Source organism: Deinococcus sp. YIM 134068 (genome assembly GCF_036543075.1).
GTDB lineage: Bacteria > Deinococcota > Deinococci > Deinococcales > Deinococcaceae > Deinococcus > Deinococcus lichenicola.
In genome coordinates this window covers 190,339-210,227 of the sequence record NZ_JAZHPF010000004.1, presented here as the reverse complement: position 1 = coordinate 210,227, position 19,889 = coordinate 190,339, and the positions used below count along the sequence as shown (strand labels likewise).

Annotated in this window: 21 protein-coding genes; 17 read left to right on the top strand and 4 right to left on the bottom strand. The window is 68.6% G+C overall.

The genetic code is table 11. The annotated features are described in order from the left end of the window. Positions 1 to 8: 8 nt before the first annotated feature. A complete protein-coding gene (locus V3W47_RS06670; RefSeq protein ID WP_331824406.1) occupies positions 9 to 419 on the top strand; it encodes an OsmC family protein in 411 nt (136 codons plus the stop codon). 15 nt (positions 420 to 434) lie between these two features. On the opposite strand, the gene V3W47_RS06665 is transcribed toward V3W47_RS06670, so the two are convergent. Next, entirely contained in the window at positions 435 to 932 is a 498-nt protein-coding gene (locus tag V3W47_RS06665) for a hypothetical protein (RefSeq protein ID WP_331824405.1), read from the bottom strand. Positions 933 to 1,074: 142 nt separating this feature from the next. Here V3W47_RS06665 and purB point away from each other — a divergent pair, with 142 nt between their 5' ends. The 6 genes from purB to V3W47_RS06635 all read left to right on the top strand — a co-directional run bounded on the left by purB (position 1,075) and on the right by V3W47_RS06635 (position 6,383). Then, positions 1,075 to 2,382 carry an adenylosuccinate lyase gene (purB, locus tag V3W47_RS06660; protein WP_331824457.1) on the top strand — a complete coding sequence of 436 codons (1,308 nt, stop codon included), beginning with the start codon at positions 1,075 to 1,077 and terminating at the stop codon, positions 2,380 to 2,382. An 8-nt stretch (positions 2,383 to 2,390) separates the two neighbouring features. Next, positions 2,391 to 2,909, top strand: coding sequence for a hypothetical protein (locus tag V3W47_RS06655; protein WP_331824404.1), 519 nt, complete (start codon positions 2,391 to 2,393; stop codon positions 2,907 to 2,909). A 9-nt stretch (positions 2,910 to 2,918) separates the two neighbouring features. Further along, positions 2,919 to 3,287: a phage holin family protein gene (locus V3W47_RS06650; protein WP_331824403.1), complete on the top strand. Its 369-nt coding sequence runs from the start codon at positions 2,919 to 2,921 to the stop codon at positions 3,285 to 3,287. Next, positions 3,284 to 4,168 carry a pantoate--beta-alanine ligase gene (gene panC, locus V3W47_RS06645; RefSeq protein WP_331824402.1) on the top strand — a complete coding sequence of 295 codons (885 nt, stop codon included), beginning with the start codon at positions 3,284 to 3,286 and terminating at the stop codon, positions 4,166 to 4,168. Before V3W47_RS06650 ends, panC begins: the two co-directional genes overlap by 4 nt. After that, positions 4,165 to 5,241, top strand: coding sequence for a type IV pilus twitching motility protein PilT (locus tag V3W47_RS06640; RefSeq protein ID WP_331824401.1), 1,077 nt, complete (start codon positions 4,165 to 4,167; stop codon positions 5,239 to 5,241). Before panC ends, V3W47_RS06640 begins: the two co-directional genes overlap by 4 nt. Before the next feature lie 125 nt (positions 5,242 to 5,366). Further along, on the top strand, positions 5,367 to 6,383 hold the full coding sequence (locus tag V3W47_RS06635; RefSeq protein WP_331824400.1) for a DHH family phosphoesterase: 1,017 nt from the start codon (positions 5,367 to 5,369) through the stop codon (positions 6,381 to 6,383). Between the two features lie 271 nt (positions 6,384 to 6,654). On the opposite strand, the gene V3W47_RS06630 is transcribed toward V3W47_RS06635, so the two are convergent. Further along, on the bottom strand, positions 6,655 to 7,875 hold the full coding sequence (locus V3W47_RS06630; protein ID WP_331824399.1) for a saccharopine dehydrogenase family protein: 1,221 nt from the start codon (positions 7,873 to 7,875) through the stop codon (positions 6,655 to 6,657). Positions 7,876 to 7,946: 71 nt separating this feature from the next. On the opposite strand from V3W47_RS06630, the gene V3W47_RS06625 reads away from it, so the two are divergent. The 4 genes from V3W47_RS06625 to aroA are packed head-to-tail and all read left to right on the top strand — an operon-like array spanning position 7,947 to position 11,064. After that, positions 7,947 to 8,234, top strand: coding sequence for a hypothetical protein (locus V3W47_RS06625; protein ID WP_331824398.1), 288 nt, complete (start codon positions 7,947 to 7,949; stop codon positions 8,232 to 8,234). Positions 8,235 to 8,256: 22 nt separating this feature from the next. Then, a complete protein-coding gene (locus V3W47_RS06620) occupies positions 8,257 to 9,126 on the top strand; it encodes a hypothetical protein (RefSeq protein WP_331824397.1) in 870 nt (289 codons plus the stop codon). Beyond that, positions 9,123 to 9,692 (top strand): DUF1572 family protein, encoded by a 570-nt coding sequence (locus V3W47_RS06615; protein ID WP_331824396.1) that lies wholly within the window; start codon positions 9,123 to 9,125, stop codon positions 9,690 to 9,692. The genes V3W47_RS06620 and V3W47_RS06615 overlap by 4 nt, the downstream gene beginning before the upstream one ends. A gap of 43 nt (positions 9,693 to 9,735) precedes the next feature. Further along, the gene (gene aroA, locus V3W47_RS06610) at positions 9,736 to 11,064 is read left to right on the top strand and encodes a 3-phosphoshikimate 1-carboxyvinyltransferase (protein WP_331824395.1); all 1,329 of its coding nucleotides are present in this window, start codon (positions 9,736 to 9,738) and stop codon (positions 11,062 to 11,064) included. A gap of 52 nt (positions 11,065 to 11,116) precedes the next feature. On the opposite strand, the gene V3W47_RS06605 is transcribed toward aroA, so the two are convergent. After that, on the bottom strand, positions 11,117 to 11,242 hold the full coding sequence (locus V3W47_RS06605) for a hypothetical protein (protein ID WP_331824394.1): 126 nt from the start codon (positions 11,240 to 11,242) through the stop codon (positions 11,117 to 11,119). 174 nt (positions 11,243 to 11,416) lie between these two features. Between V3W47_RS06605 and V3W47_RS06600 the strand changes: the two genes are divergently transcribed. Both V3W47_RS06600 and V3W47_RS06595 read left to right on the top strand, forming a co-directional pair. Continuing rightward, positions 11,417 to 12,517: a PQQ-dependent sugar dehydrogenase gene (locus V3W47_RS06600; protein ID WP_331824393.1), complete on the top strand. Its 1,101-nt coding sequence runs from the start codon at positions 11,417 to 11,419 to the stop codon at positions 12,515 to 12,517. Positions 12,518 to 12,659: 142 nt separating this feature from the next. Further along, positions 12,660 to 13,505, top strand: a complete 846-nt coding sequence (locus V3W47_RS06595) for a DegV family protein (RefSeq protein ID WP_331824392.1) — start codon at positions 12,660 to 12,662, stop codon at positions 13,503 to 13,505. A 392-nt stretch (positions 13,506 to 13,897) separates the two neighbouring features. Here the strand turns inward: V3W47_RS06595 and V3W47_RS06590 are convergent, their stop codons facing one another. Then, positions 13,898 to 14,926, bottom strand: a complete 1,029-nt coding sequence (locus V3W47_RS06590; RefSeq protein ID WP_331824456.1) for a PIN/TRAM domain-containing protein — start codon at positions 14,924 to 14,926, stop codon at positions 13,898 to 13,900. A gap of 137 nt (positions 14,927 to 15,063) precedes the next feature. Between V3W47_RS06590 and V3W47_RS06585 the strand changes: the two genes are divergently transcribed. From V3W47_RS06585 to dxs, 4 genes are all read left to right on the top strand, one after another. Next, a complete protein-coding gene (locus V3W47_RS06585) occupies positions 15,064 to 15,906 on the top strand; it encodes a hypothetical protein (protein WP_331824391.1) in 843 nt (280 codons plus the stop codon). A 254-nt stretch (positions 15,907 to 16,160) separates the two neighbouring features. Further along, positions 16,161 to 16,844, top strand: coding sequence for a PspA/IM30 family protein (locus tag V3W47_RS06580; protein ID WP_331824390.1), 684 nt, complete (start codon positions 16,161 to 16,163; stop codon positions 16,842 to 16,844). A 356-nt stretch (positions 16,845 to 17,200) separates the two neighbouring features. Next, complete coding sequence (locus V3W47_RS06575) at positions 17,201 to 17,887, top strand: hypothetical protein (protein WP_331824389.1); 687 nt, start codon at positions 17,201 to 17,203, stop codon at positions 17,885 to 17,887. Between the two features lie 72 nt (positions 17,888 to 17,959). Further along, positions 17,960 to 19,867 (top strand): 1-deoxy-D-xylulose-5-phosphate synthase, encoded by a 1,908-nt coding sequence (dxs, locus tag V3W47_RS06570; RefSeq protein WP_331824388.1) that lies wholly within the window; start codon positions 17,960 to 17,962, stop codon positions 19,865 to 19,867. The last annotated feature ends 22 nt before the right edge of the window (positions 19,868 to 19,889 follow it).

The following is a 19,889-nucleotide window of genomic DNA, read 5'->3' as shown; positions in this document are numbered from 1 at the left end:
CTGCCCCCATGACCGCCCCCGACAAGAAGACCATGCACGTCACCTGGCTCGGCGAGCAACGCTACGTCGGCGTCAGCGCGAGCGGGCACCAGCTCCTCATCGACAACAGCCCCCTCAAGGTGGGCGTCTCCCCGATGGAGGCGCTGCTGGGGGCGCTGGCCTCCTGCACCGCCTACGACATCGTGGAAATTATGAAAAAACGCCGCACGCCCCTGACTGCCTACCGCATTGAGGTGGAGGGTGAGCGGGCGGAAACGGCCCCGAAGCGCTACACCCGCATCGTCGTGCGCCACATCGCCAGCGGCGAGGGTCTGACGGAAGAGGCGCTGAGCAAGGCCGCGCACCTCAGCCACGAGAAATACTGCTCGGTGGCGGCGACCCTCAACAGCGAGATCACGCTGGAGACGCGGGTGGAGTGAGGGGCGGGCTTTTCCTCACGTCCTCAAGCGGGCCTGAACCTCGGCGGCGGCGCGTTCGTCCCCGGCCTTCAGAAAGGCTGCGCCCGCGAGGTCGTACTCGCGGCGGGTCGCGTCCAGCTCGCCCTCCCGCGCGGCGAGGTCTCCCAACGCCCGGTGGACACAGCCGAGCGTCATAGGATCGTCGGCACTCCCAGCATCGGCGAGCGCGTCTGCCAACACTGCCCGCGCCGCCGCCACGTCTCCAAGAGCCAGAAGATTCACGCCGACCTCGTACCCGCTCACCGCGCGTTTGAAGGGGCGTTCGGCCTCCGGCAGGCTTTCGATCAGGACACGTTCCTCCGTGAACAGGCGCAGGGCCGCGCGGTGGTTCCCGGCCAGCCGTTCGACCATGCCGAGTTGGTGAACGAAAATGTGTTCGCCCGGTTCTCCCGCATGGACAGCACGCAGCCTGGCGTAGACCTCGCGCGCCGCGTCGAAGTGCCCATCGTGGGCCAGCGCGTATCCGAGTGCCATCTGCCCGGCACTGGAAGCGAGAAGGCGGGGTCGGCCTCCAAGAGCGACCGCGCGTCCGTGTTCCGGCCCTAGTCGATGGCCTTCCACACCTGTTCCAGCATGACCGGAGGATAGGCCCGTGCCGGGTGCTACGCTGCCCGCCGTGATCGAGCGTTACCTGACCCCCGAGATGAAGGCGCTGTGGAGCGAGGCGAGCAAGTACCGCGCGTGGCTGCGGGTGGAACTCGCCGCGATGGGGGCACAGGCGGCCCACGGCGAGGTTCCGCCCTCCGCCTTCGGGGCTTTGACCGCCCGCGCCGAGGCCGACCCCCTCGACGACGCCTTCGCCGTCCGGGTCGCCGAGATCGAGGCGGTCACGCGACACGACATCGTGGCCTTCACCCGCGCGCTGACCGAGCGGTACGGCGAGGAGGCCCGCTTCATCCACCACGGGCTGACGAGTACGGACGTGGTGGACACGGCGCAGAACCTGCTGCTGGACGAGGCGCTGGGGCTGATCGAGGCGGACGTGCGAGCCTTGCGGGAGGTCTGCCGTGCCCAGGCGGTCGCGCACCGGCACACGCCCACGGTGGGCCGCACCCACGGCATCCACGCCGAGCCGATGACCTTCGGCCTGAAGTTCCTGAACTGGATGGCGACGCTCGACCGCGACCTGGAGCGGCTGGCGGCGGCGCGGGGCCGGGTCCGGGTCGTCATGCTCTCCGGGTCGGTGGGCACCTACGCGCACGTCTCGCCGCGCATCGAGGAGGAGGTCGCCGCCGCGTGGGGCTGGCAGGCCGCGCCCGTCACCAACCAGACGCTCGCGCGCGACCGCCACGCGGAAGTTCTGAGTGCGCTCGCCATCCTCGGCACGACGCTGGAGAAGATCGCCGTCGAAATCCGGCACCTCCAGCGTTCCGAGGTGCGCGAGGCGATGGAACCGTTCGGCAAGGGGCAGACGGGCAGTTCGTCCATGCCGCACAAGAAGAATCCGATCCTGACCGAGAACGTGACCGGCTTCGCCCGGTTGCTGCGCGGCTTCCTCGTCACCGGGCTGGAGAACGTCGCCCTGTGGCACGAGCGCGACATCAGCCACTCCAGCGCCGAACGCGTCATCCTCCCCGACGCGACGAGCGCGGCGAGCTACGCCACCCGCCGCCTGACGGGCGTGCTGGAGGGCCTCGTGATCTTCCCCGAACGGATGCTGCGGAACCTGAACGACCTCGGCGGGCTGGTCTTCAGTCAGCGGGTCCTCCACGCCCTCATCGACGAGAAGGGCATGAGCCGGGAGGCGGCCTACGACCTCGTGCAGCGCCACGCGTTGAGGAGCTGGGAGACGGGCGAGGGCCTGCGCGACCTGTTGAGGAGTGACTCGGAGAACCCCTTGAGCGAGGCTGAACTCGACGACGCCTTCGACCTGGGGTGGTATCTGCGGCACGTGGGGGAGATTTACGGGCGATTCGGGTTATAAAAGATGCCGTGAAACAAATAGATGTTCGTGAAGGTGCCAGGAGGCAACATAGGATAGTCGGTCTCTTCTGCGTTCTGCAATGCTGGCAGCGCGGCCTGGATGGAGTCAGAATTAGTAGGGAGCAGTTAAAGCGTCTTCTAGGATTAGAGAAGTTCAAGACGGTTCGGTGTCAGTGGATGCTTGAGGACTTGGGCGAGTATTTCCAATACCGCAGAACCTACCCAGAAATCAAGGTAAGGCACCGCACGATTGATTTTGGGGACCGACCTTACACCTTTAGTACAGAGTCAATTGATGGCAGCCTTGAGTTTGTGGAGATTTCGAGAGTGAACTTTGAGAGCGCCAGCAGGATTGAGAGTCTCCTTATTTGGAAGATGATCAATTCAAAAGAGGAGGGCATTCTTGAGGCTTTCGCACCGTTTATGTCAGAGTCAGCAAACTACGACGAGAGGCTGATGTCCTCATACCTGTCCCTCTTATGTCAGGGACAGATTTCTCCCAGCCAACTCCCATCGCTCACGGAGTAATCTACCCGCATGGGCTTCCTCATTCGACTGCTCGTGAATGCGCTGGCGCTGTACCTCGTGACGCGGGTGTACACGGGTGTCACCTTCGCGCCGGGGGCGGGGGCGGGGTCGGTCCTGCTCGCCGCGCTCGTGCTGGGGGTGGTCAACGCCCTCATCCGACCCGTGCTGCTGCTCCTGAGTCTGCCGGTGAACGTGCTGACGCTGGGCCTGTTCACGCTGGTGGTGAACGGCGTGGTGCTGTGGCTGGTGGCGGGCGTGACGGCGCTGGACGTGGCGAGCTTCGGGGCGTCGATCATCGGGGCGCTCGTGCTGGCGCTCATCTCGTGGATTCTCGACCTCATCCTGGGGGCGTCGGGGCTGGACGGGGGCCGCGATTGACTCCGGCGACCACTCCCCGCCTCGTGACCACGGCGGAGGACCTGCGTACGGCGCTGGCGAACGCGGGCCGCGTCGGCCTCGTCCCCACGATGGGGTATCTGCACGAGGGCCACGCCACCCTGATGGAGCGGGCGCGGGCGGAGTGCGATACCGTGGTGGTCAGCGTCTTTGTCAATCCCCGGCAGTTCGGCCCACGGGAGGACCTGGGCCGCTACCCGCGCGACCTGGGCCGTGACCTCCACGTGGCGGGCGCGGCGGGGGCCGACCTGCTCTTCCACCCGGACGTGGGAACGATGTACCCGCCCGGCTACGCCACGAACGTCTCCGTGGGCGGCGTGTCGGAACCGCTGGAGGGCAGCCTGCGGCCCGGCCACTTCGACGGGGTGGCGACGGTGGTGCTCAAGCTGCTGAACCTCGTGCGGCCAGACCGGGCGTACTTCGGGGAGAAGGACTGGCAGCAGCTCGCCGTGGTGCGCCGGATGGTGCGGGACCTCAACGTCCCTGTGGAGGTCGTCGGCGTGCCCACCGTGCGGGAGGCGTCGGGGCTGGCGCTCAGCAGCCGCAACAGCTACCTCACGGCGGGGCAGCGGGAGCGGGCGGCGGTCCTTTCGAAGGCGCTGCGGGCGGTGCAGACGGCGGCGATGGGCGGCGAGCGGGACACGGCGCGGCTGCGTCAGGTGGGGCTGGACGTGCTCGCGGGGGAGCCTGAGCTGACGCTCGACTACCTCGCGGTCGTGGACGGTGACATGGCCGAAAGAGAACGTGTGGAGAATGACCCCATGACCCGCGTGCTCGTGGCCGCCCGGATGTTCGGCGTGAGGCTCATCGACAACCTGCCCCTCCTGCCCGACGCCGAACCGGACGCCGGAGCGGGCGCGTGACGCTCGACGACCTGCTGCGCGAGATGGTCGCCCGGCGGGTGTCGGACGTTCACCTTCAGGTCGGCAGCCCGCCGATGGGCCGGGTGGACGGGGCGCTCGTGGCCTTTGGGACGCAGGCCTTGACGCCGCCCGAGACCCGCGCGCTCGCGCAGTCGCTGCTGACCGCCGACCAGTGGGACGACTTCGAGTACCGCAACGAGGTGGACCTCGCCTACAGCGTGTCCGGCCTCGCGCGCTTCCGCTGCAACATCTTCCGGCAGCGCGGGGCGGTGGGCGTGGTCATGCGGATCGTCTCCGACACCGTGCCGGGCTTCGAGACGCTCGGCCTCCCGGTGGACGTGATGCGCGATTTCGCCTCGGCCCCGCGCGGCCTGATCCTCGTGACCGGCCCCACGGGCAGCGGCAAGACGACCACGCTCGCCTCCCTCGTGGACCACATCAACCGCACGTATCCCTACAACATCATCACCCTCGAAGACCCCATCGAGATTCTGCACCGCAACCGCCGGAGCCTCGTCGTGCAGCGCGAGATCGGCACCGACACCCGCGACTTCCGCACGGCCCTCAAGTACGCCCTGCGGCAGGACCCCGACGTGATCATGATCGGCGAGATGCGCGACAAGGAGACGGTGGAGGCGGCCCTCACCGCCGCGCAGACCGGGCACCTCGTCCTGAGCACCCTGCACACCCAGGACGCCGTGCGGTCGGTCAACCGCATCATCGACCTCTTTCCGCCCTACGAGCGCAACCAGATTCGCCTGCTGCTCGCTGAGTCCCTGGTCGGCATCGTCAGCCAGCGCCTCCTGAAGCGGGCCGACGGGCTGGGCCGCGTCCTCGGCACCGAGGTCCTGATCGCCACGCCCCTCGTGCGCGAGTCCATCAAGGACGAGGAGAAGACGGCGCTGATCAAGGACGCCATGATCGAGGACAACCTGCGCGGGATGCAGACCTTCGATCAGCACCTCGTCTTGCTCTACCGCCACCGCCTGATCACCATGCAAGACGCCCTGGACGCGGCCACCAGCCCCCACGAACTCAAGCTGATGGTGAATCAATCGGGCATGGCGTACTAGAGTCCTGCGAACGTCGCAGAAGGCAGAGGGCAGGGGCGCGCGTGGTCTGCCTTTGCCCTCTGCCTTTGCCCTCCTGCATCCCCATCGTCCCGCCGACGGTGCCCCACCCCACCTATACTCCCGCCATGATCGGCATGAACGGCGCTGCCCCCACCTACGCCCAGGAGGTCGCGGCGGTCGCGGCGAAGCTCCGGGACCATCCCGGCCCCATCGTGGTGCTCAGCCACGAGAATCCCGACGGCGACGCGCTGGGCAGCGTCCTGGGCCTCGCGCGGGCGTTGCGTCGCCTCGGCAAGACGGTCCTCGCGCCGATGGACGTGCCGCGCTACCTGCGCTTTCTGCCGGGGCCGGGGGAGCTGGGCGAGCCGCTGGCCGAGTGGCCGGAGGGTGCCCTTGCCGCCGTGCTGGACGTGGACAACAACGACCCCGCGCGGGTGGCGGGCGCGGACCTCGCCACCTTCGCGGGGGAGGTCGTGAACGTGGACCACCACGGCACGAACCGAAGGAGGGCGGCGGCCCTGCTGGTGGACCCCGCCCAGCCCGCCACCGCGATGATGGTCGCCGACCTCGTGGACGCGCTGGGCGTGCCGTGGTCGGAGGAGATCGCCACGCCGCTGATGCTCGGCCTGAACACCGATACGGGGTCGTTCCGCTTCTCCAGCGTGACGCCCGCAACCTTCGAGAGCGCCGCCCGCCTGCTCGCGCACGGGGCGCGGCTGGGCTGGATCAACGAGCAACTGGGCCAGAACCCGCGCACCTACTACCTGCTGCTGCGCGAGGTGCTGGGAACGCTGGAGTTCGGGCACGGCGGGCGGGTGGTCCTCGCGCGGGTGGACGAGGCCATGCTGGAGCGTGCGGGCGCGTCGTGGGAGGACGTGGAGTCGTACTCGGGCCTGCTGAGAAACGCCGAGGGGGCCGACCTCGCCGTGATCGCCAAGGACTACGGCGACCGGGTGAAACTCTCCCTGCGCTCACGGGGCAACGTCAGCGCGCAGAACATCGCCGTGGCGCTCGGCGGGGGCGGACACGTTCCGGCGGCGGGAGCATCGGTGCCCCTCCCCTACTCCGAAATGCGAACACAGTTGGACGCCGCCATCGGGGCCGAACTCGCGCGGGCGGACGCGCTGGCGGCGGGGGGCTGAGCGTTGGAACCTCGTTGAACTTCCTCGAAATCGAAAGAGGGCAGGCATTGCCTGCCACCCCTCTCCCGTAAACGCTTGATGTGAACTGCGAATCGGGCAAAAGGGGAGTTTTTAGCGTCCGGCAGGAGGACGAGCGGTGCTCGTCACCCCTCTCCCCGGCCCTCTCCCGCAAGGGGAGAGGGAGAAAAACAAGTGGTTCCGAGCCTTCCTCTCAGGATTGAGAGAAGAGGGCGGACCCGCGCGGCCACGCCCCCTCTCCCTGTACCGGCGGTCAGTCCAGCACGAGTTGAATCCCGGCCAGTTCGTCCACAGGCAAGCCCCACGTGTTCATCCCGGCGATGAAGGGGTCGGGGTCGAACTCCTCGACGTTGTGAACACCGGGTTTGAACCACGTCCCCCTCAGCATCAGCATCGCGCCGATCATGGCGGGCACCCCCGTCGTGTACGAGACGCCCTGCGCCTGCACCTCGCGGTAGCACTCGGCATGGTCCTTGACGTTGTAGACGAAGTGAACCCTGTCCGGCTCGCCGTCCTTGCCGACTCCGCGCGCCTGCACGCCGATGCACGTTTGCCCGGTGTAGCCCTCCGCCAGCGATTCGGGCGCGGGCAGCACCGCCTTCAGGAACTCGATGGGCGCGATCTTCATGCCCTGGAAGTTGATCGGCTCGATGCTCGTCATGCCGACCGCCTCCAGGACGGAGAGGTGCTTGATGTACGCCTCCCCGAAGGTCATCCAGAAGCGGGCGCGTTTGATCGTCGGGAAGTTGAGCACCAGCGATTCGAGTTCCTCGTGGTACAGCACGAAGCTCTTGCGGGTGGCGACCTTCGGGTAATAGATGTCCTGCGCGATTTCGAGGGGCCGGGTCTCCACCCACTCGCCGTTCTCCCAGTAGCGCCCGTTCGCGGTGATCTCGCGGATGTTGATCTCCGGGTTGAAGTTGGTGGCGAACGCCTTGCCGTGGTTGCCGTTGTTGCAGTCCACGATGTCGAGGTAGTGAATTTCCTGAAAGTGGTGTTTGGCGTGGTGGGCGGTGAAGACGTTCGTCGCGCCGGGGTCGAAGCCGCAGCCGAGGAGGGCCATCAGCCCCGCCGCCTCGAAGCGTTCGCGGTAGGCCCATTGCCAGTGGTACTCGAACTTCGCCACGTCACGCGGCTCGTAGTTGGCGGTGTCGAGGTAATGCACGCCCGTCTCCAGGCAGGCGTCCATGATCGTGAGGTCCTGGTAGGGCAGCGCCACGTTGATGACGAGTTCCGGCCCGAAGGAGCGGATCAGCGCGGCGAGTTCGGGCACGTTGTCGGCGTCCACGGCGGCGGTCGTGAAGCGCGTTTTGCTCTGCGGAAAGTGTTCGTGAATCTCGGCTACGATCTTGTCGCACTTGCTCACGGTGCGGCTGGCGAGCAGCACCTCCGTGAACACGCTGTCGTTCTGGGCGCACTTCTTGGCGACGACGTTGCCCACGCCGCCCGCCCCAATGATGATGACTCGGCTCATGTCGGGAGCCAGTGTACCCCGCGTTCCCACTCCGGCCCGCCGGCGGAGGCCCGCGCGCTAGCCTGCCTCCCATGCGGAGCTTCGTGTGGATTCTCGTGGGGTTCCTCGCCTTTGTCGGAATCCTGATCGCCGTCTTCTCGTGGCAGGGCCGCGCGGCGCGCGAGTACGGGCTGGAGGCGGTGCGGGCAGCGCAGGAACGGAACCTGACGCCGGGCGGGGAGGAAGGGCTGAACTGCGCCGAAATCCTGAACCGTCTGCCGCCCGAACCCGTGGAGCGGTGCGTGGTCGGGCTGGAGGACGGGAAGTTGACGGCGACGCTGACGCTGGAGGGGAACCGGGTATTTCGCGTCTCGCCGTAGACGATTCGTGCCAGCATGGGCCATGCAGAAGGTCAAGGGACCCGCTCTCACGCCGCCTGCTCCGGCGCGAATTTGGGTGTTGCTGGCGAGCGAGGCCAGCACGGCGGTCGTCTTCCGGCGCGGTCCCTCCCGCTGGACGCGGCTCTACCTGTGGGACACGCGCACGGACACCTTCATACCCGGTTCGTGGTTCACGGGACGGTTATACGAGTTGCTGAGCGACCTGTCGCCGGACGGTCTGCACCTCGTCTACCTCGCTCGCAACGAGTCCAAGCGGCGGCAGGAGCGGGCTGAGGCTGAGCTTGGAGTCGACAATTTTTGGGCCTGGACCGCCGTTTGTCATCCGCCGAGGGTCAAGGCCATTGGCTTATGGAATGCCAACGATGGCTTCAGCGGAGGAGGAATCTTCGCGGACAACGGCACGCTCTGGCTCCACCACGACTTCAAGCTGTCGGACAAGATGGTTTCTCTGCGTCAGCCTCCGAACCTGCGGGTCGTCCTCAGCCCGCAAGGTTCTCGACAAGTCATTTGGCTAGAAGCCATGAAGCGCACAGGTTGGCGTGTCTCGCAGATGCCACAAACAGGAAATTGGGAAACGTTCAAACCCCCGCTGGTCCTACAAAAGAAGAAGCTCGAACTTCGTGTTCTGGGACGCCGAATGCGCCTTGCAGGCTTTCTCCAAGAGTATGTGTGGCACGGCCCCCAACCCCAGCCCGGTCTTCAAGGTGCGTCGTGGGCGGACATAGATCGTCAGGGCCGACTCGTGTACGCGCGGGAGGGTCGCCTCTACGCGGCCACTCCAGAAGGCGAGCAGGAGTTGGCGAATCTGAACGACGATCAGCCGCCGGGCCGTCCAGCCGAGTCTCCCGAGGAGGGTACGCTCCACCGATGACCCCTCCCGACTCCACCCTCGCCGACCTCTACCTCTCCGACGTGCGCGGGCGGATGCGTGGCGTGAAGGCGCTCGGGGAGGGGGCGCTCGCCCAACTGACAGACGGCGAGGTGGACACCGTGCTGTCGCCGGGTGGGAACAGCGCCGGGGTCCTCGTGCGGCATCTGGCGGGCAACATGCGCTCACGCTGGGGCGGCCTGCGCTCGGGCTACGTGGCAGGGGCGGAGGGCGAGACACTGGGGCGCGACCGGGACGCCGAGTTCGGGGATGCTCATCTCACCCTGCCGGAGCTGTGGGCCGAGTGGGAGGACGGGTGGAGGGTGTTTCTGGAGGCGCTGGACCACCTCGCACCCGCCGATCTCACCCGGACGCTGACGATCCGGGGCGAAGCCCACACGGTTCTGGAGGCCATTCAGCGGCAGGTCGCACACTACAGCGGGCACGTCTACCAACTCGTCTTTCTCGTCAAGACGTTGCAGGGTGAGGAGTGGGAGACGCTGAGCATCCCACGCGGCGGGTCGGCGGCATTCAACGTGGAGATGCGGGAGCGGCACGGCTTGTCTTGAGGCCCGCCCTCCTCCCAGGCGGGACGGCGCTAGCCTGCCCCTCATGACCACCGACGGCCTGCCCGAGCGTTTCGACATCCTGGTTCACCCCGCCCGCGAGTTGCGCGGCGAGTTGCGGGCGCAGCCGAGCAAGAATTACACGACCCGCTACCTCCTCGCGGCGGCGCTGGCAGAGGGCGAGACCCGCGTGGTCGGCGTGGCGACGAGCGAGGACGCGGAGGCGATGCTGGGCTGCCTGCGCAACTGGGGCGCGGGCGTGGAGCGGGTCGGGGAGGACGCCGTGGTGCGCGGCTTCGGGGCGAGTCCCCGTGCGGGCGTGACCCTTAACTCTGGCAACGCGGGTGCCGTCGCCCGGTTCCTGATGGGTGTGGCGGCGCTGACCACGGACACGACCTTCGTGACCGACTACGCCGACTCGCTGGGGCGCAGGCCGCAGGGCGACTTGCTGGAGGCGCTGGAGCGGTTAGGCGCTCGGGTCACGAGCCGGGACGGGCGACTTCCCATCACGATCAGCGGCCCGGTGCGCGGTGGCTTGGTCCAGATCAGCGCCGAACGCTCCAGCCAGTACGCCTCCGCGCTGATGTTCCTCGCGCCGCTGCTGCCAGACGGGCTGGACCTGCGGCTCACGGGTCAGATCAAGAGCCATGCCCCGCTGCGGCAGACGCTCGACACGCTCGCGGCCTTTGGCGTCACGGCGAGCGCGTCGGAGGACCTGAGCCGCGTCACCATCCCCGGCGGGCAGACGTACCGGGCGGGCCGCGTCCTCGTGCCCGGTGACTATCCCGGCAGCGCGGCGATTCTGACGGCGGCGGCCCTCCTCCCCGGCGAGGTGACGGTGACGAACCTGCGGGCGGACGACCTTCAGGGCGAGCGCGAGGCCGTGGACGTGCTGCGCGAGATGGGCGCGGACATCGTGCGGGAGGGCGACCGGGTGACGGTGCGCGGCGGGCGGCCCCTGCACGCCGTCACGCGCGACGGGGACGGCTTCACCGACGCGGTGCAGGCGCTGACCGCCGCCGCCGCATCCGCCGAGGGCGTCACGACGTGGGAGAACGTGGCGACCCTGCGCCTCAAGGAGTGCGACCGCATCAGCGACACGCGGCGGGAGTTGCAGCGCCTCGGCCTGACGGTGAGCGAGACGCATGACAGCCTCACGGTGACGGGCACATCCCGGCTGGCGGGCGGCGTCACGGCGGACGGGCACGGCGACCACCGGATGATCATGCTGCTCACCCTGCTGGGGCTGCGGGCCGACTCTCCCCTGCGCGTCACGGGCGCGCACCACATCCGCAAGAGCTACCCCGGCTTCTTCGGGCATCTGGAGGCGCTGGGGGCACGGTTCGAGTACGTGGAGGCGACGGCAAAGGTGTAGGGCGAGGGGCCGCCGGACGACTCCCGACGGCCCCTCGGTCAAGGCGAAGCTCTCAACCCGCCCACATGCTCCGGGCACCGTCCAGCTCGGCACCCCCGTTGTCCTTGACCTCCACCGCCAGCCCAGAAGCCGCGCCGAGCGTCAGCGCCGCGAACAGCGCCAGAATCATCTTCTTCATTCTTCCACCTCCCTCCCCCTTGTGAAGTTGTTCTCAGTGTACGGATGCGTTGGGGGGTGTCCGCCGCACATCTGCTCACCCACCTAAACCCTAGCTTTATATAGCACTCATTATTTTGTCAACAGGTGCCAGCTCATTCCCCACCTCTCATCCCCCTGTGGTGAACTTTTTCCCATGTGGAGCAGAACGAAAACGACGTTGCTGGTGGGTGCCCTCTCCCTCGTCGGGGTGGCCGGGGCGCAGACCCCCGACCTGACGGTGCCGAACGGCTTCAAGGTGACGGTCTTCGCGCAGGGCTTCGAGCAACCGCGTTTCATGGCGGTCGCGCCGAACGGGGACGTGTTCGTCTCGGACCCGCGCGCCGGGACGGTGACGGTACTGCCCGACCGGGACGGGAACGGGCAGGCGGACGGCAGGACGGTCTTCGCGTCGGGTCTCAACCGCCCGCACGGGCTGGCCTTCCATAACGGCTTCCTGTACGTGGCGAACACGGATGGAGTGGTGCGCCTCGCGTACCGGTCGGGCGACACGCGGGCGAGCGGCGGCCCGCGCACCGTCGTCCGTCTGCCCCCGAACGGCGGACACTGGACGCGCACGGTGGAGTTCGGCCCCGACGGGCGGATGTACGTCTCCACTGGAAGCACCTGCAACGTCTGCGTGGAGGAGGACGGGCGACGCGCCGCCGTGTGGGTCTACGACGCGGACGGCGGGAACGGCAAGCCCTACGCGACGGGCCTGCGGAATGCGGTCGGGCTGGAGTGGTACGGCGGTGCCCTGTACGCCACCAACAACGGGCGCGACATGCTCGGCGACAATATCCCGCCGGAGGGCTTCTACCGGACGCGGGCGGGCGGCTTCTACGGCTGGCCGTACTGCTACACCACGCGGGCGGGACAGCCCCAGGTCTGGGACAAGGACTTCGGGCAGAGGAGCGCCGACGTGTGCAAGGCGGCCACCCCCGCCTTCGCCCTGACGACCGCGCACTCGGCACCGCTGGGCCTCGCCTTCTATCACGGCAAGACCTTCCCGCAGAACTACCGGGGAAAGATGTTCGCCGCCCTGCATGGAAGCTGGAACCGCAGCACCAGGAGCGGCTACAAGGTCGTCACGGTAGACCCGGAGACGGGCCGCGTCACGGACTTCCTGACCGGCTTCCTGCGTGGACAGACTGTGCTGGGCCGACCCGTGGACCTCGTGGTGGCGCGTGACGGCTCGCTGCTGCTGACAGACGACGGCGAGGGGCGGGTGTACCGGATTCAGTACACGGGGGGCTAGGAGTCGCCAGTCGCCAGGTGCCAGTCGCCAGCAAGAGAAAGGGACGCTCTCCTCTGGGAGTCAACTTGTACCGGGTCACGAGATGGCCCGGTTTTTCTTCCCGGTCAGGGAGGAGGGCAACCGCCGCGCTAAGATTGTGAGTATGACCATCGCCATCGTGACGGACTCCACGAGCGACCTCACTCCCGAGGTCTGTGGGCAACAGGGCATTCGGAGCGTGCCGCTGTACGTGCTGTTCGACGGCAAGATGAACAGGGACGGCATCGACATCCGGCCCGCCGACCTGTTCAAGGGACTGAAGGAGGGCAAGAAGACGCCCAGCACGTCGCAGCCCAGCCCCGCCGAGTTCGCCGCCGTGTACGGGGAGGCGCTGGAGAGCGCGGACGAGGTGCTGAGCATCCACATCAGCGGCCAACTGTCGGGTACGGTGGGGAGCGCGCGGCTGGCGGCGCAGGATTTCGGGGGCCGGGTGACGGTGGTGGACAGCCGCTCGGCGAGCCTGGGGCTGGGAATGCCGGTGCTGCGCGCCGCCGGGCTTGCCCGCGAGGGCCGCCCCCTGGCCGAGATCGTGGCCGAGCTGGAGCGGGTCGCGGCGAAGGCCGACCTCCGCTTCACGGTGGACACGCTCGACTTCCTGCGGATCAACGGGCGCATCGGCGGGGCGCAGGCCCTCCTCGGCAGCCTGCTCAACATCAAGCCCATCCTGACGGTCAAGACCGGACGGGTGGAGTCGGGCGGGCGCGTGCGCGGGCACAAGAAGGCGCTGGCCGACATCGTGGACCACATCCGCCGCTACAGTGAGGCGAACGGCGGCGCGCGGGTGGCCTTTCTCTGCACCCTCGGCGGCGAGGACTACCTGCGCGAAATCCGCGCGGGGGTGAGTGGCGTGAACTTCGTAGACCTCGGCGACCACCAGATCGGGGCCGTGATCGCCACCCACACTGGGCCGGGCACGATGGGCGCGGCGCTGGAACCGCTGACGGCGTAAGGGGAAGGGGAACTGGGCGATCAGCAGGAGGGGCGGAGGCGGAAGCTTTCGCCCTCTTTGCCATCGCTCACGGCCCTGGCTCACCGCCCGGTGTCCGTGTCCGGCTGAGGAAGCTTGGTAGAAGAGGGGCCTCATCAAGAAGACCTGCGCCGGAACGCCTGCGGTGTCCATCCCCTCCCAGCCCTCCCCGTAAACACTCGATGTGAATTGCGGCTTCCGGAGAGGGCGCGTTGTCGTCTGGCAGCAGGACGGGGATGCTCGTCGCCCCTCTCCCCGGCCCTCTTCTGTAAGGCGGGAGGGGCAGAACATCCCGGTGTTCCGGCTGGATGGGTCGTCAGGCCCGACTTCTCAACCCGGCCCCGACGGCGGCTCTTCCCTCCGCGACGAACGCCCTACGCCGCGTCGCTCTTCTCCAGTCTGGCGAAGATCATGCGGCCCACGTTGGTCTGCACGTTGTTCACGACGAGGACGCGGATGGGCTTGCCGCGCAGTTTGAAGCCGTCCTCCACGACGACCATCGTGCCGTCCTCCAGATAGCCCACACCCTGCCCCTGCTGCTGCCCGCCCTTCGTGACGGTGACGGTGAGGGAGTCCCCGGCCTGCACCTGGGGCCGCAGGGCGACGGCGAGGGCGTGGACACTCAGGACCGTCAGGCCGTGCAACCGGGCGATCTTGCCGAGGCTGCCGTCGTTGGTGAGAATCTGCGCGTTCGTCTCGCGGGCGAAGCGCACGAGCTTGTCGTCCACGGTAATCAGCGTGGGGTCGTCCCAGTCCTCCACGCGCAGGGGCCGCACGCCGCGCAGTTCCTCCAGCACCCCGAGGCCGCGTTTGCCGCGCGTGCGCTTCTGCGCGTCCGCATGGTCGGCGAGGAGTTGCAGCTCGCGCAGCACGAAGCCGGGCACGACGAGTTCACCCTCCAGAAAGCCGCTGCGGGCGAGGTCGAGAACGCGTCCGTCGATAATCACGTTCGTGTCGAGGACCTTGCCGCCGGGCGGACGCCGCGCGGGCGGGGGCGCGAACAGGGCGAACGACTCCGCGTGCCGCAGGGCGAAGGGGACGAAGAAGGCCGCCAGCAACAGCGTCACCAGCACGCTCCACAGCCAGGAGTAGAAGGGCAGACCCCGCAGCAGGTTGCCCAGCAGCACGCTCAGCAGCAGGGCGACCAGCAGCCCGAAGGTCGCCGCCGCCACGCTCCGGGGCGAGAGGCCACCGTACCAGCGCGTCAGCCTCCCCCACCCCCCGGCGGCCAGCCGCTCCGCACGGGGAGCGAGCAGCGACGCGGCGAGCGCCCCCGCCAGCATCAGGCTGAGGGTATTCACACGCGCCAAGTCGGGGTCACCCGCACCGGATTCGAGCGCCCGCCCCACGCCCCACCCGGCGAGCAACCCCAGCAAGATCAGACCCAGCCGCAGCGCCAGCACGTTGTCTATGTTAACGCGGCGGGGGGTGTTCGTCCGAAGAAGTGATGGCAAGGAGCGCCCCGCAACTCCTCCCCGCTCCTCATGGGTCATCACACCCGGCTCACCACTCTTCCCCCCCGGCGGGTAGCATGTCCCCCATGCGTCAATTTTCCCACGCGGTCCGTGTCGCGGGCCTGATCCTCGCTGGCCTCGCCGGGGGGGCCGCCGCCCAGGGCACGGCTCCCGCCACTCCCGCCACCCCTCCTGCCGCGCCCGCCCCGTCCGCCGCACCCGCCCAGCCTGCCACAGCTCAGCCCGGCTCCAGGGCGTCGGCGGCCACGGTGCGGGTCGTGAGCAGCGTCGCCGTGGAGATCAGCGGGGCCGTGCGCGGGCAGATCGTGTCGTGCCCGGCGACCCTGCGGGTCAGCCCCTCGGCGGTGTGCCTGTACGTGCAGAGTCCGCCCGCCTCGCTGCGCCCCCTCGTGCGCGGCAAGCTCGGTGCCCGTGCTCTCGGCGACTGGAGGACGGCGGGGCAGGCCAGCTCGCTGCCCGTGTCGGCCACCCCGAACGGCCCGCTGGGGGCCTACGTCCTCCTCACCGCCCTGAGCGACCGCGAGACGCTGCTCGTGGTGGACGCCCCGAACCCCGCCGCCGCGCAGGCCGCGCCGCGTGGTCCCGTGCCCGTGGGCGTGGTGAGGGGGCAGCCCTACGTGCTGGGCCGCGACCTCGTGGGCGTCGTCACCGTGACCTCGCTGGGCGCGGGCAAGTTCCGCCTCGCGCGGGGCGGCGGCCAGCCCCTCACCGTCACCGTGGGCCAGAAGATCGCCCAACTTGGCACGGGCAGCGTCGAACTCCCCCTGCTTCCGGCCACCGACGGGCGCAACCTGATCTTCCCGCTCTCCGGCCTGCGCGCGCTGGGCTGCACCTTCACGCCCGCCGGGCAGAACGTGACGGTGGCGTGCGGGGGCGCGAGCGTGGGACTGCGCCCGATTGTGTTCTAGCGGTCAGCGGTCAGCGGTCAGCACTCAGGAAAACACGGCCTTCCTCCTTCTCCCCTCGTGGGTGACTCGGAGAGCTGCGGAGCAGAGGGCCGGGGTGAGGGGGCGACGTGACGGCTTCACGGCCCTCTCCCCACATATGCCCCCCAACCCGCCCAACTCCCCGCTCAGACAGCGTTCACCCCGCCTTGAGGCTCGTGTCACGACGGACCGGCACCGGGCGGGGTGCGGCATCATGCGGGGCAAGGAGGCAATCCATGAGCATCTTTGACCGACTGTCCCGGCTGCTGCGCGCCAACGTCAACGACCTCATCAGCCGGGCGGAGGACCCCGGCAAGATCATCGATCAGGCCCTGCGCGACATGCGCGAGGCGTACACGGAGGCGCGGGCGGAGGTCGCCGAGTCGCTGAGCCAGAGCATGAAGCTGGAGCGCGAGGCGAACACCAACCGCCGACTCGCCGAGGAGTACGGGAAGAAGGCGGAGGAGGCCCTGCGTGGCGGCAACGAGGAGCTGGCCCGCGAGGCGCTCCGGCGCTCTCAGAACCACCAGGACCTCGCCAAAGGTTTTGAGGAGCAGGTCAGCGTGCAGCGCGGCACGGTGGACGGCCTCAAGACGCAACTGCGGGCGCTGGAGGCCAAGATCGACGAGATGGAGTCCAAGAAGACCCTGCTCGCCGCCCGGCAGAAGACCGCGCAGGCGGGCGCGACCCTCGACCGGGTGAGCGGTTTCGATCAGGCGGGGGGCGCGATGGACGCCTTCGAGGAGATGGAGCGCAAGGTCGCCGGGATGGAGGACCGCAACCGCGCCATGACCGAGCTGCGCGAGGAGAACGACCTCGACGCGCAACTGCGGAACCTGGGCCGCGACCGCGAACTCGACGACGCCTTTGCGGCCCTCAAGGCGCGGGTGCAGGGGCAGGGTGGGGACAAGCAGGGGTGAAGTGGGGGCTGGGGGGCGCTGGGGGGCAGCCAGCGGCCAGCTTCCAGCCGCCAGCAAAGGCAGAAGAAATGAGCAGGAGGGGCGCGGAGGTTCGCGTGTCCCTCCTGCTCATTTCCCATGACATAGCCACAGCCTCTCACAGACACCCGCGAAAGTCGCAGAGGGCAGGGGGCTTGTGCTGTTGGCCTTCAGCCTTCGGCCTTTTACCTTCTGCGCCTCCCAGCACCCACATTCGCGGAAGGTCTCCTGTGAGTTGGCGCGTCCCACCCTGACAAAGGCACCCGTGAACGGTTCGTCAGCCCAACTTCAGGAATGCTGACAGAATGGGGCCGATGCCGTCTTCTACCCTCTTTCCCATGCGAGGCCGCGTTCTCCTGCTCGCCCTGCCGCTCGTGGCGGCGCTGGGGGCCTGCGCGCCCGCCGCCTCCCGCACCGCCGCGCCGCCCGTGCAGGCGAGCACGCCCGTGGGCCGCGTGTCGTTCTACCCTGCCGAGACGGGCCTGACGTGGAGCTATCTGCCGGAGGGTGAGGCGGCGGGCGGAACCCCCTACACGCTGCGAACGCTGGGGCCGACCGTGTTCGCGGGGCAGGCGGTCCTCGCCACCCAACTCACCGGGCGCGGGGCCGACCAGACGTGGTATCGGCGGGTGGACGCGGGAGGTGTGCGGCTCCTCGGCTTTCGTAAACCCGGCGCGACCGTGCGCCTCGACCCCGCGTGGACGGAGGCCCCCGCCGAGGGCGCGTGGCGCGTGGGCCTCTCGTGGGCGGGCGAGAGCCGCGTGACGGTCACGAGCGACGACGGACAGGTGCAGGCGCAGGGCACCCTGCGTTACCGCTATGACGTGCAGGACCGCCGCCGGGTGAACACGCCCGCCGGAGCCTTCGACGTGTGGGTCGTCACCCGGCAGATCACGGACGACGTGGGCGGGCTGGTGGCAGGAGCACAGCCACAGGCCCAGCAACTGTGGTTCACACCCTTCGTGGGCGACGTGCGGACGCCGGAGGGATTGTTGCTGACGGGGCGGAACTTCAATGCACGTTAAGGGAAGCGTTCCCGCACGTGGGACATTCGGAGGGGCGAACGTCCTTACGCTCGTGGGAAAGGGAGGCCAGCCATGAGCGAGCCGACGATCATCCCGGCCCTGTCCCCGGTGAGCCGCACGCCGCTGCTCGACCGGGTGGACAGCCCGGAGGACCTCAAACAACTCTCGCGGGAGCAGTTGCCCCTCCTCGCCGCCGAACTGCGGGACGAGATCGTGCGCGTCTGCTCGGTGGGCGGCCTGCACCTGGCGAGCAGTCTGGGCGCGACCGACCTCATCGTGGCGCTGCACTACGTCCTGAACTCGCCGCGCGACCGCATCCTCTTCGACGTGGGGCATCAGGCCTACGCGCACAAGATGCTGACGGGCCGCCGTGCCCAGATGCCGACCGTGAAGAAGGAGGGCGGGCTGTCGGGCTTCACGAAGGTCAGCGAGAGCGAACACGACGCGATCACGGTGGGGCACGCGAGCACCAGCCTCGCGAATGCCCTCGGCATGGCCCTCGCCCGCGACGCGCAGGGGCAGGAGCACAAGGTGGCCGCCGTCATCGGGGACGGCTCGCTGACGGGCGGAATGGCCCTCGCCGCGCTGAACACCATCGGCGACATGGGCCGCAGGATGCTGATCGTCCTGAACGACAACGAGATGAGCATCTCCGAGAACGTCGGCGCGATGAACAAGTTCATGCGTGGCCTTCAGGTCCAGAAGTGGTTCCAGGAGGGCGAGGGCGCGGGCAAGAAGGCGGTGCAGGCCGTCAGCAAGCCCCTCGCCGACTTCATGAGCCGGGCCAAGAGCAGCACGCGGCACTTCTTCGACCCCGCGAGCGTGAACCCCTTCGCGGCGATGGGCGTGCGCTACGTCGGCCCGGTGGACGGGCACAACGTTCAGGAACTCGTGTGGCTGATTGAGCGGCTGGTGGACCTCGACGGGCCGACCATCCTCCACGTCGTCACGACGAAGGGCAAGGGCCTGAGCTACGCCGAGGCCGACCCGATCTACTGGCACGGGCCGGGCAAGTTCGACCCGGCGACCGGGGAGTTCAAGCCGAGCGACGCCTACTCGTGGAGCGCGGCGTTCGGGGACGCGGTGACGGAACTGGCGAAGACCGACCCGCGCACCTTCGTCGTCACGCCCGCCATGCGCGAGGGAAGCGGGCTGGTGAAGTACAGCCAGGTCCACCCCCACCGCTACCTCGATGTCGGGATAGCCGAGGACGTGGCCGTGACGACCGCCGCCGGAATGGCCCTCCAGGGGATGCGGCCCATCGTGGCGATCTACTCGACCTTCCTGCAACGGGCCTACGATCAGGTCCTCCACGACGTTGCCATCGAGAACCTGAACGTCACCTTCGCCATCGACCGGGGCGGCATCGTGGGGGCGGACGGGGCGACCCACAACGGCGTCTTCGACCTGAGCTACCTGCGCTCCATCCCCAACGTGCGCGTCGGCCTGCCGAGGGACGCGGCGGAACTGCGCGGGATGCTGAGGGCGGCGCAGGAAAGCCCCGGCCCCTTCGCCATTCGCTACCCGCGCGGCAACACGGAGCGCGTGCCGGAGGGGACGTGGCCGGAGATCAAGTGGGGCACCTGGGAGCGGCTGAAAGGCGGCGACGACGTGGTGATCCTCGCGGGCGGCAAGGCGCTGGAATATGCCCTGCGTGCGGCCCGTGACCTGCCCGGCGTCGGCGTGGTGAACGCCCGTTTCGTGAAGCCGCTGGACGAGAAGATGTTGCGTGAGGTGGCAGGGAAGGCCCGCGCCCTCATCACGGTGGAGGACAACACGGTGGTCGGCGGCTTCGGGAGCGCGGTGCTGGAGGCGCTGAGCGGGATGGGGCTGCGAACACCCGTGCGCGTCCTCGGCATCCCCGACGAGTTTCAGGACCACGCGACGGTGGAGAGCGTCCACGCGCGGGCGGGAATTGACGCGCAGGCCATCCGCACGGTGCTGGCGGAGCTGGGTGTGGACGTGCCGCTGGAGGTGTAGGCGAGGAGATAAATAGCGGCTC

Coding starts and splice junctions, on each gene's coding strand:
- V3W47_RS06670 (WP_331824406.1), top strand. CDS start 9: ATGACCGCCCCCGACAAGAAGACCATGCACGTCACCTGGCTCGGCGAG.
- V3W47_RS06665 (WP_331824405.1), bottom strand. CDS start 932: ATGGCACTCGGATACGCGCTGGCCCACGATGGGCACTTCGACGCGGCG.
- V3W47_RS06650 (WP_331824403.1), top strand. CDS start 2,919: ATGGGCTTCCTCATTCGACTGCTCGTGAATGCGCTGGCGCTGTACCTC.
- V3W47_RS06635 (WP_331824400.1), top strand. CDS start 5,367: ATGATCGGCATGAACGGCGCTGCCCCCACCTACGCCCAGGAGGTCGCG.
- V3W47_RS06630 (WP_331824399.1), bottom strand. CDS start 7,875: ATGAGCCGAGTCATCATCATTGGGGCGGGCGGCGTGGGCAACGTCGTC.
- V3W47_RS06625 (WP_331824398.1), top strand. CDS start 7,947: ATGCGGAGCTTCGTGTGGATTCTCGTGGGGTTCCTCGCCTTTGTCGGA.
- V3W47_RS06620 (WP_331824397.1), top strand. CDS start 8,257: ATGCAGAAGGTCAAGGGACCCGCTCTCACGCCGCCTGCTCCGGCGCGA.
- V3W47_RS06615 (WP_331824396.1), top strand. CDS start 9,123: ATGACCCCTCCCGACTCCACCCTCGCCGACCTCTACCTCTCCGACGTG.
- aroA (WP_331824395.1), top strand. CDS start 9,736: ATGACCACCGACGGCCTGCCCGAGCGTTTCGACATCCTGGTTCACCCC.
- V3W47_RS06605 (WP_331824394.1), bottom strand. CDS start 11,242: ATGAAGAAGATGATTCTGGCGCTGTTCGCGGCGCTGACGCTCGGCGCG.
- V3W47_RS06600 (WP_331824393.1), top strand. CDS start 11,417: ATGTGGAGCAGAACGAAAACGACGTTGCTGGTGGGTGCCCTCTCCCTC.
- V3W47_RS06595 (WP_331824392.1), top strand. CDS start 12,660: ATGACCATCGCCATCGTGACGGACTCCACGAGCGACCTCACTCCCGAG.
- V3W47_RS06585 (WP_331824391.1), top strand. CDS start 15,064: ATGCGTCAATTTTCCCACGCGGTCCGTGTCGCGGGCCTGATCCTCGCT.
- V3W47_RS06580 (WP_331824390.1), top strand. CDS start 16,161: ATGAGCATCTTTGACCGACTGTCCCGGCTGCTGCGCGCCAACGTCAAC.
- V3W47_RS06575 (WP_331824389.1), top strand. CDS start 17,201: ATGCGAGGCCGCGTTCTCCTGCTCGCCCTGCCGCTCGTGGCGGCGCTG.
- dxs (WP_331824388.1), top strand. CDS start 17,960: ATGAGCGAGCCGACGATCATCCCGGCCCTGTCCCCGGTGAGCCGCACG.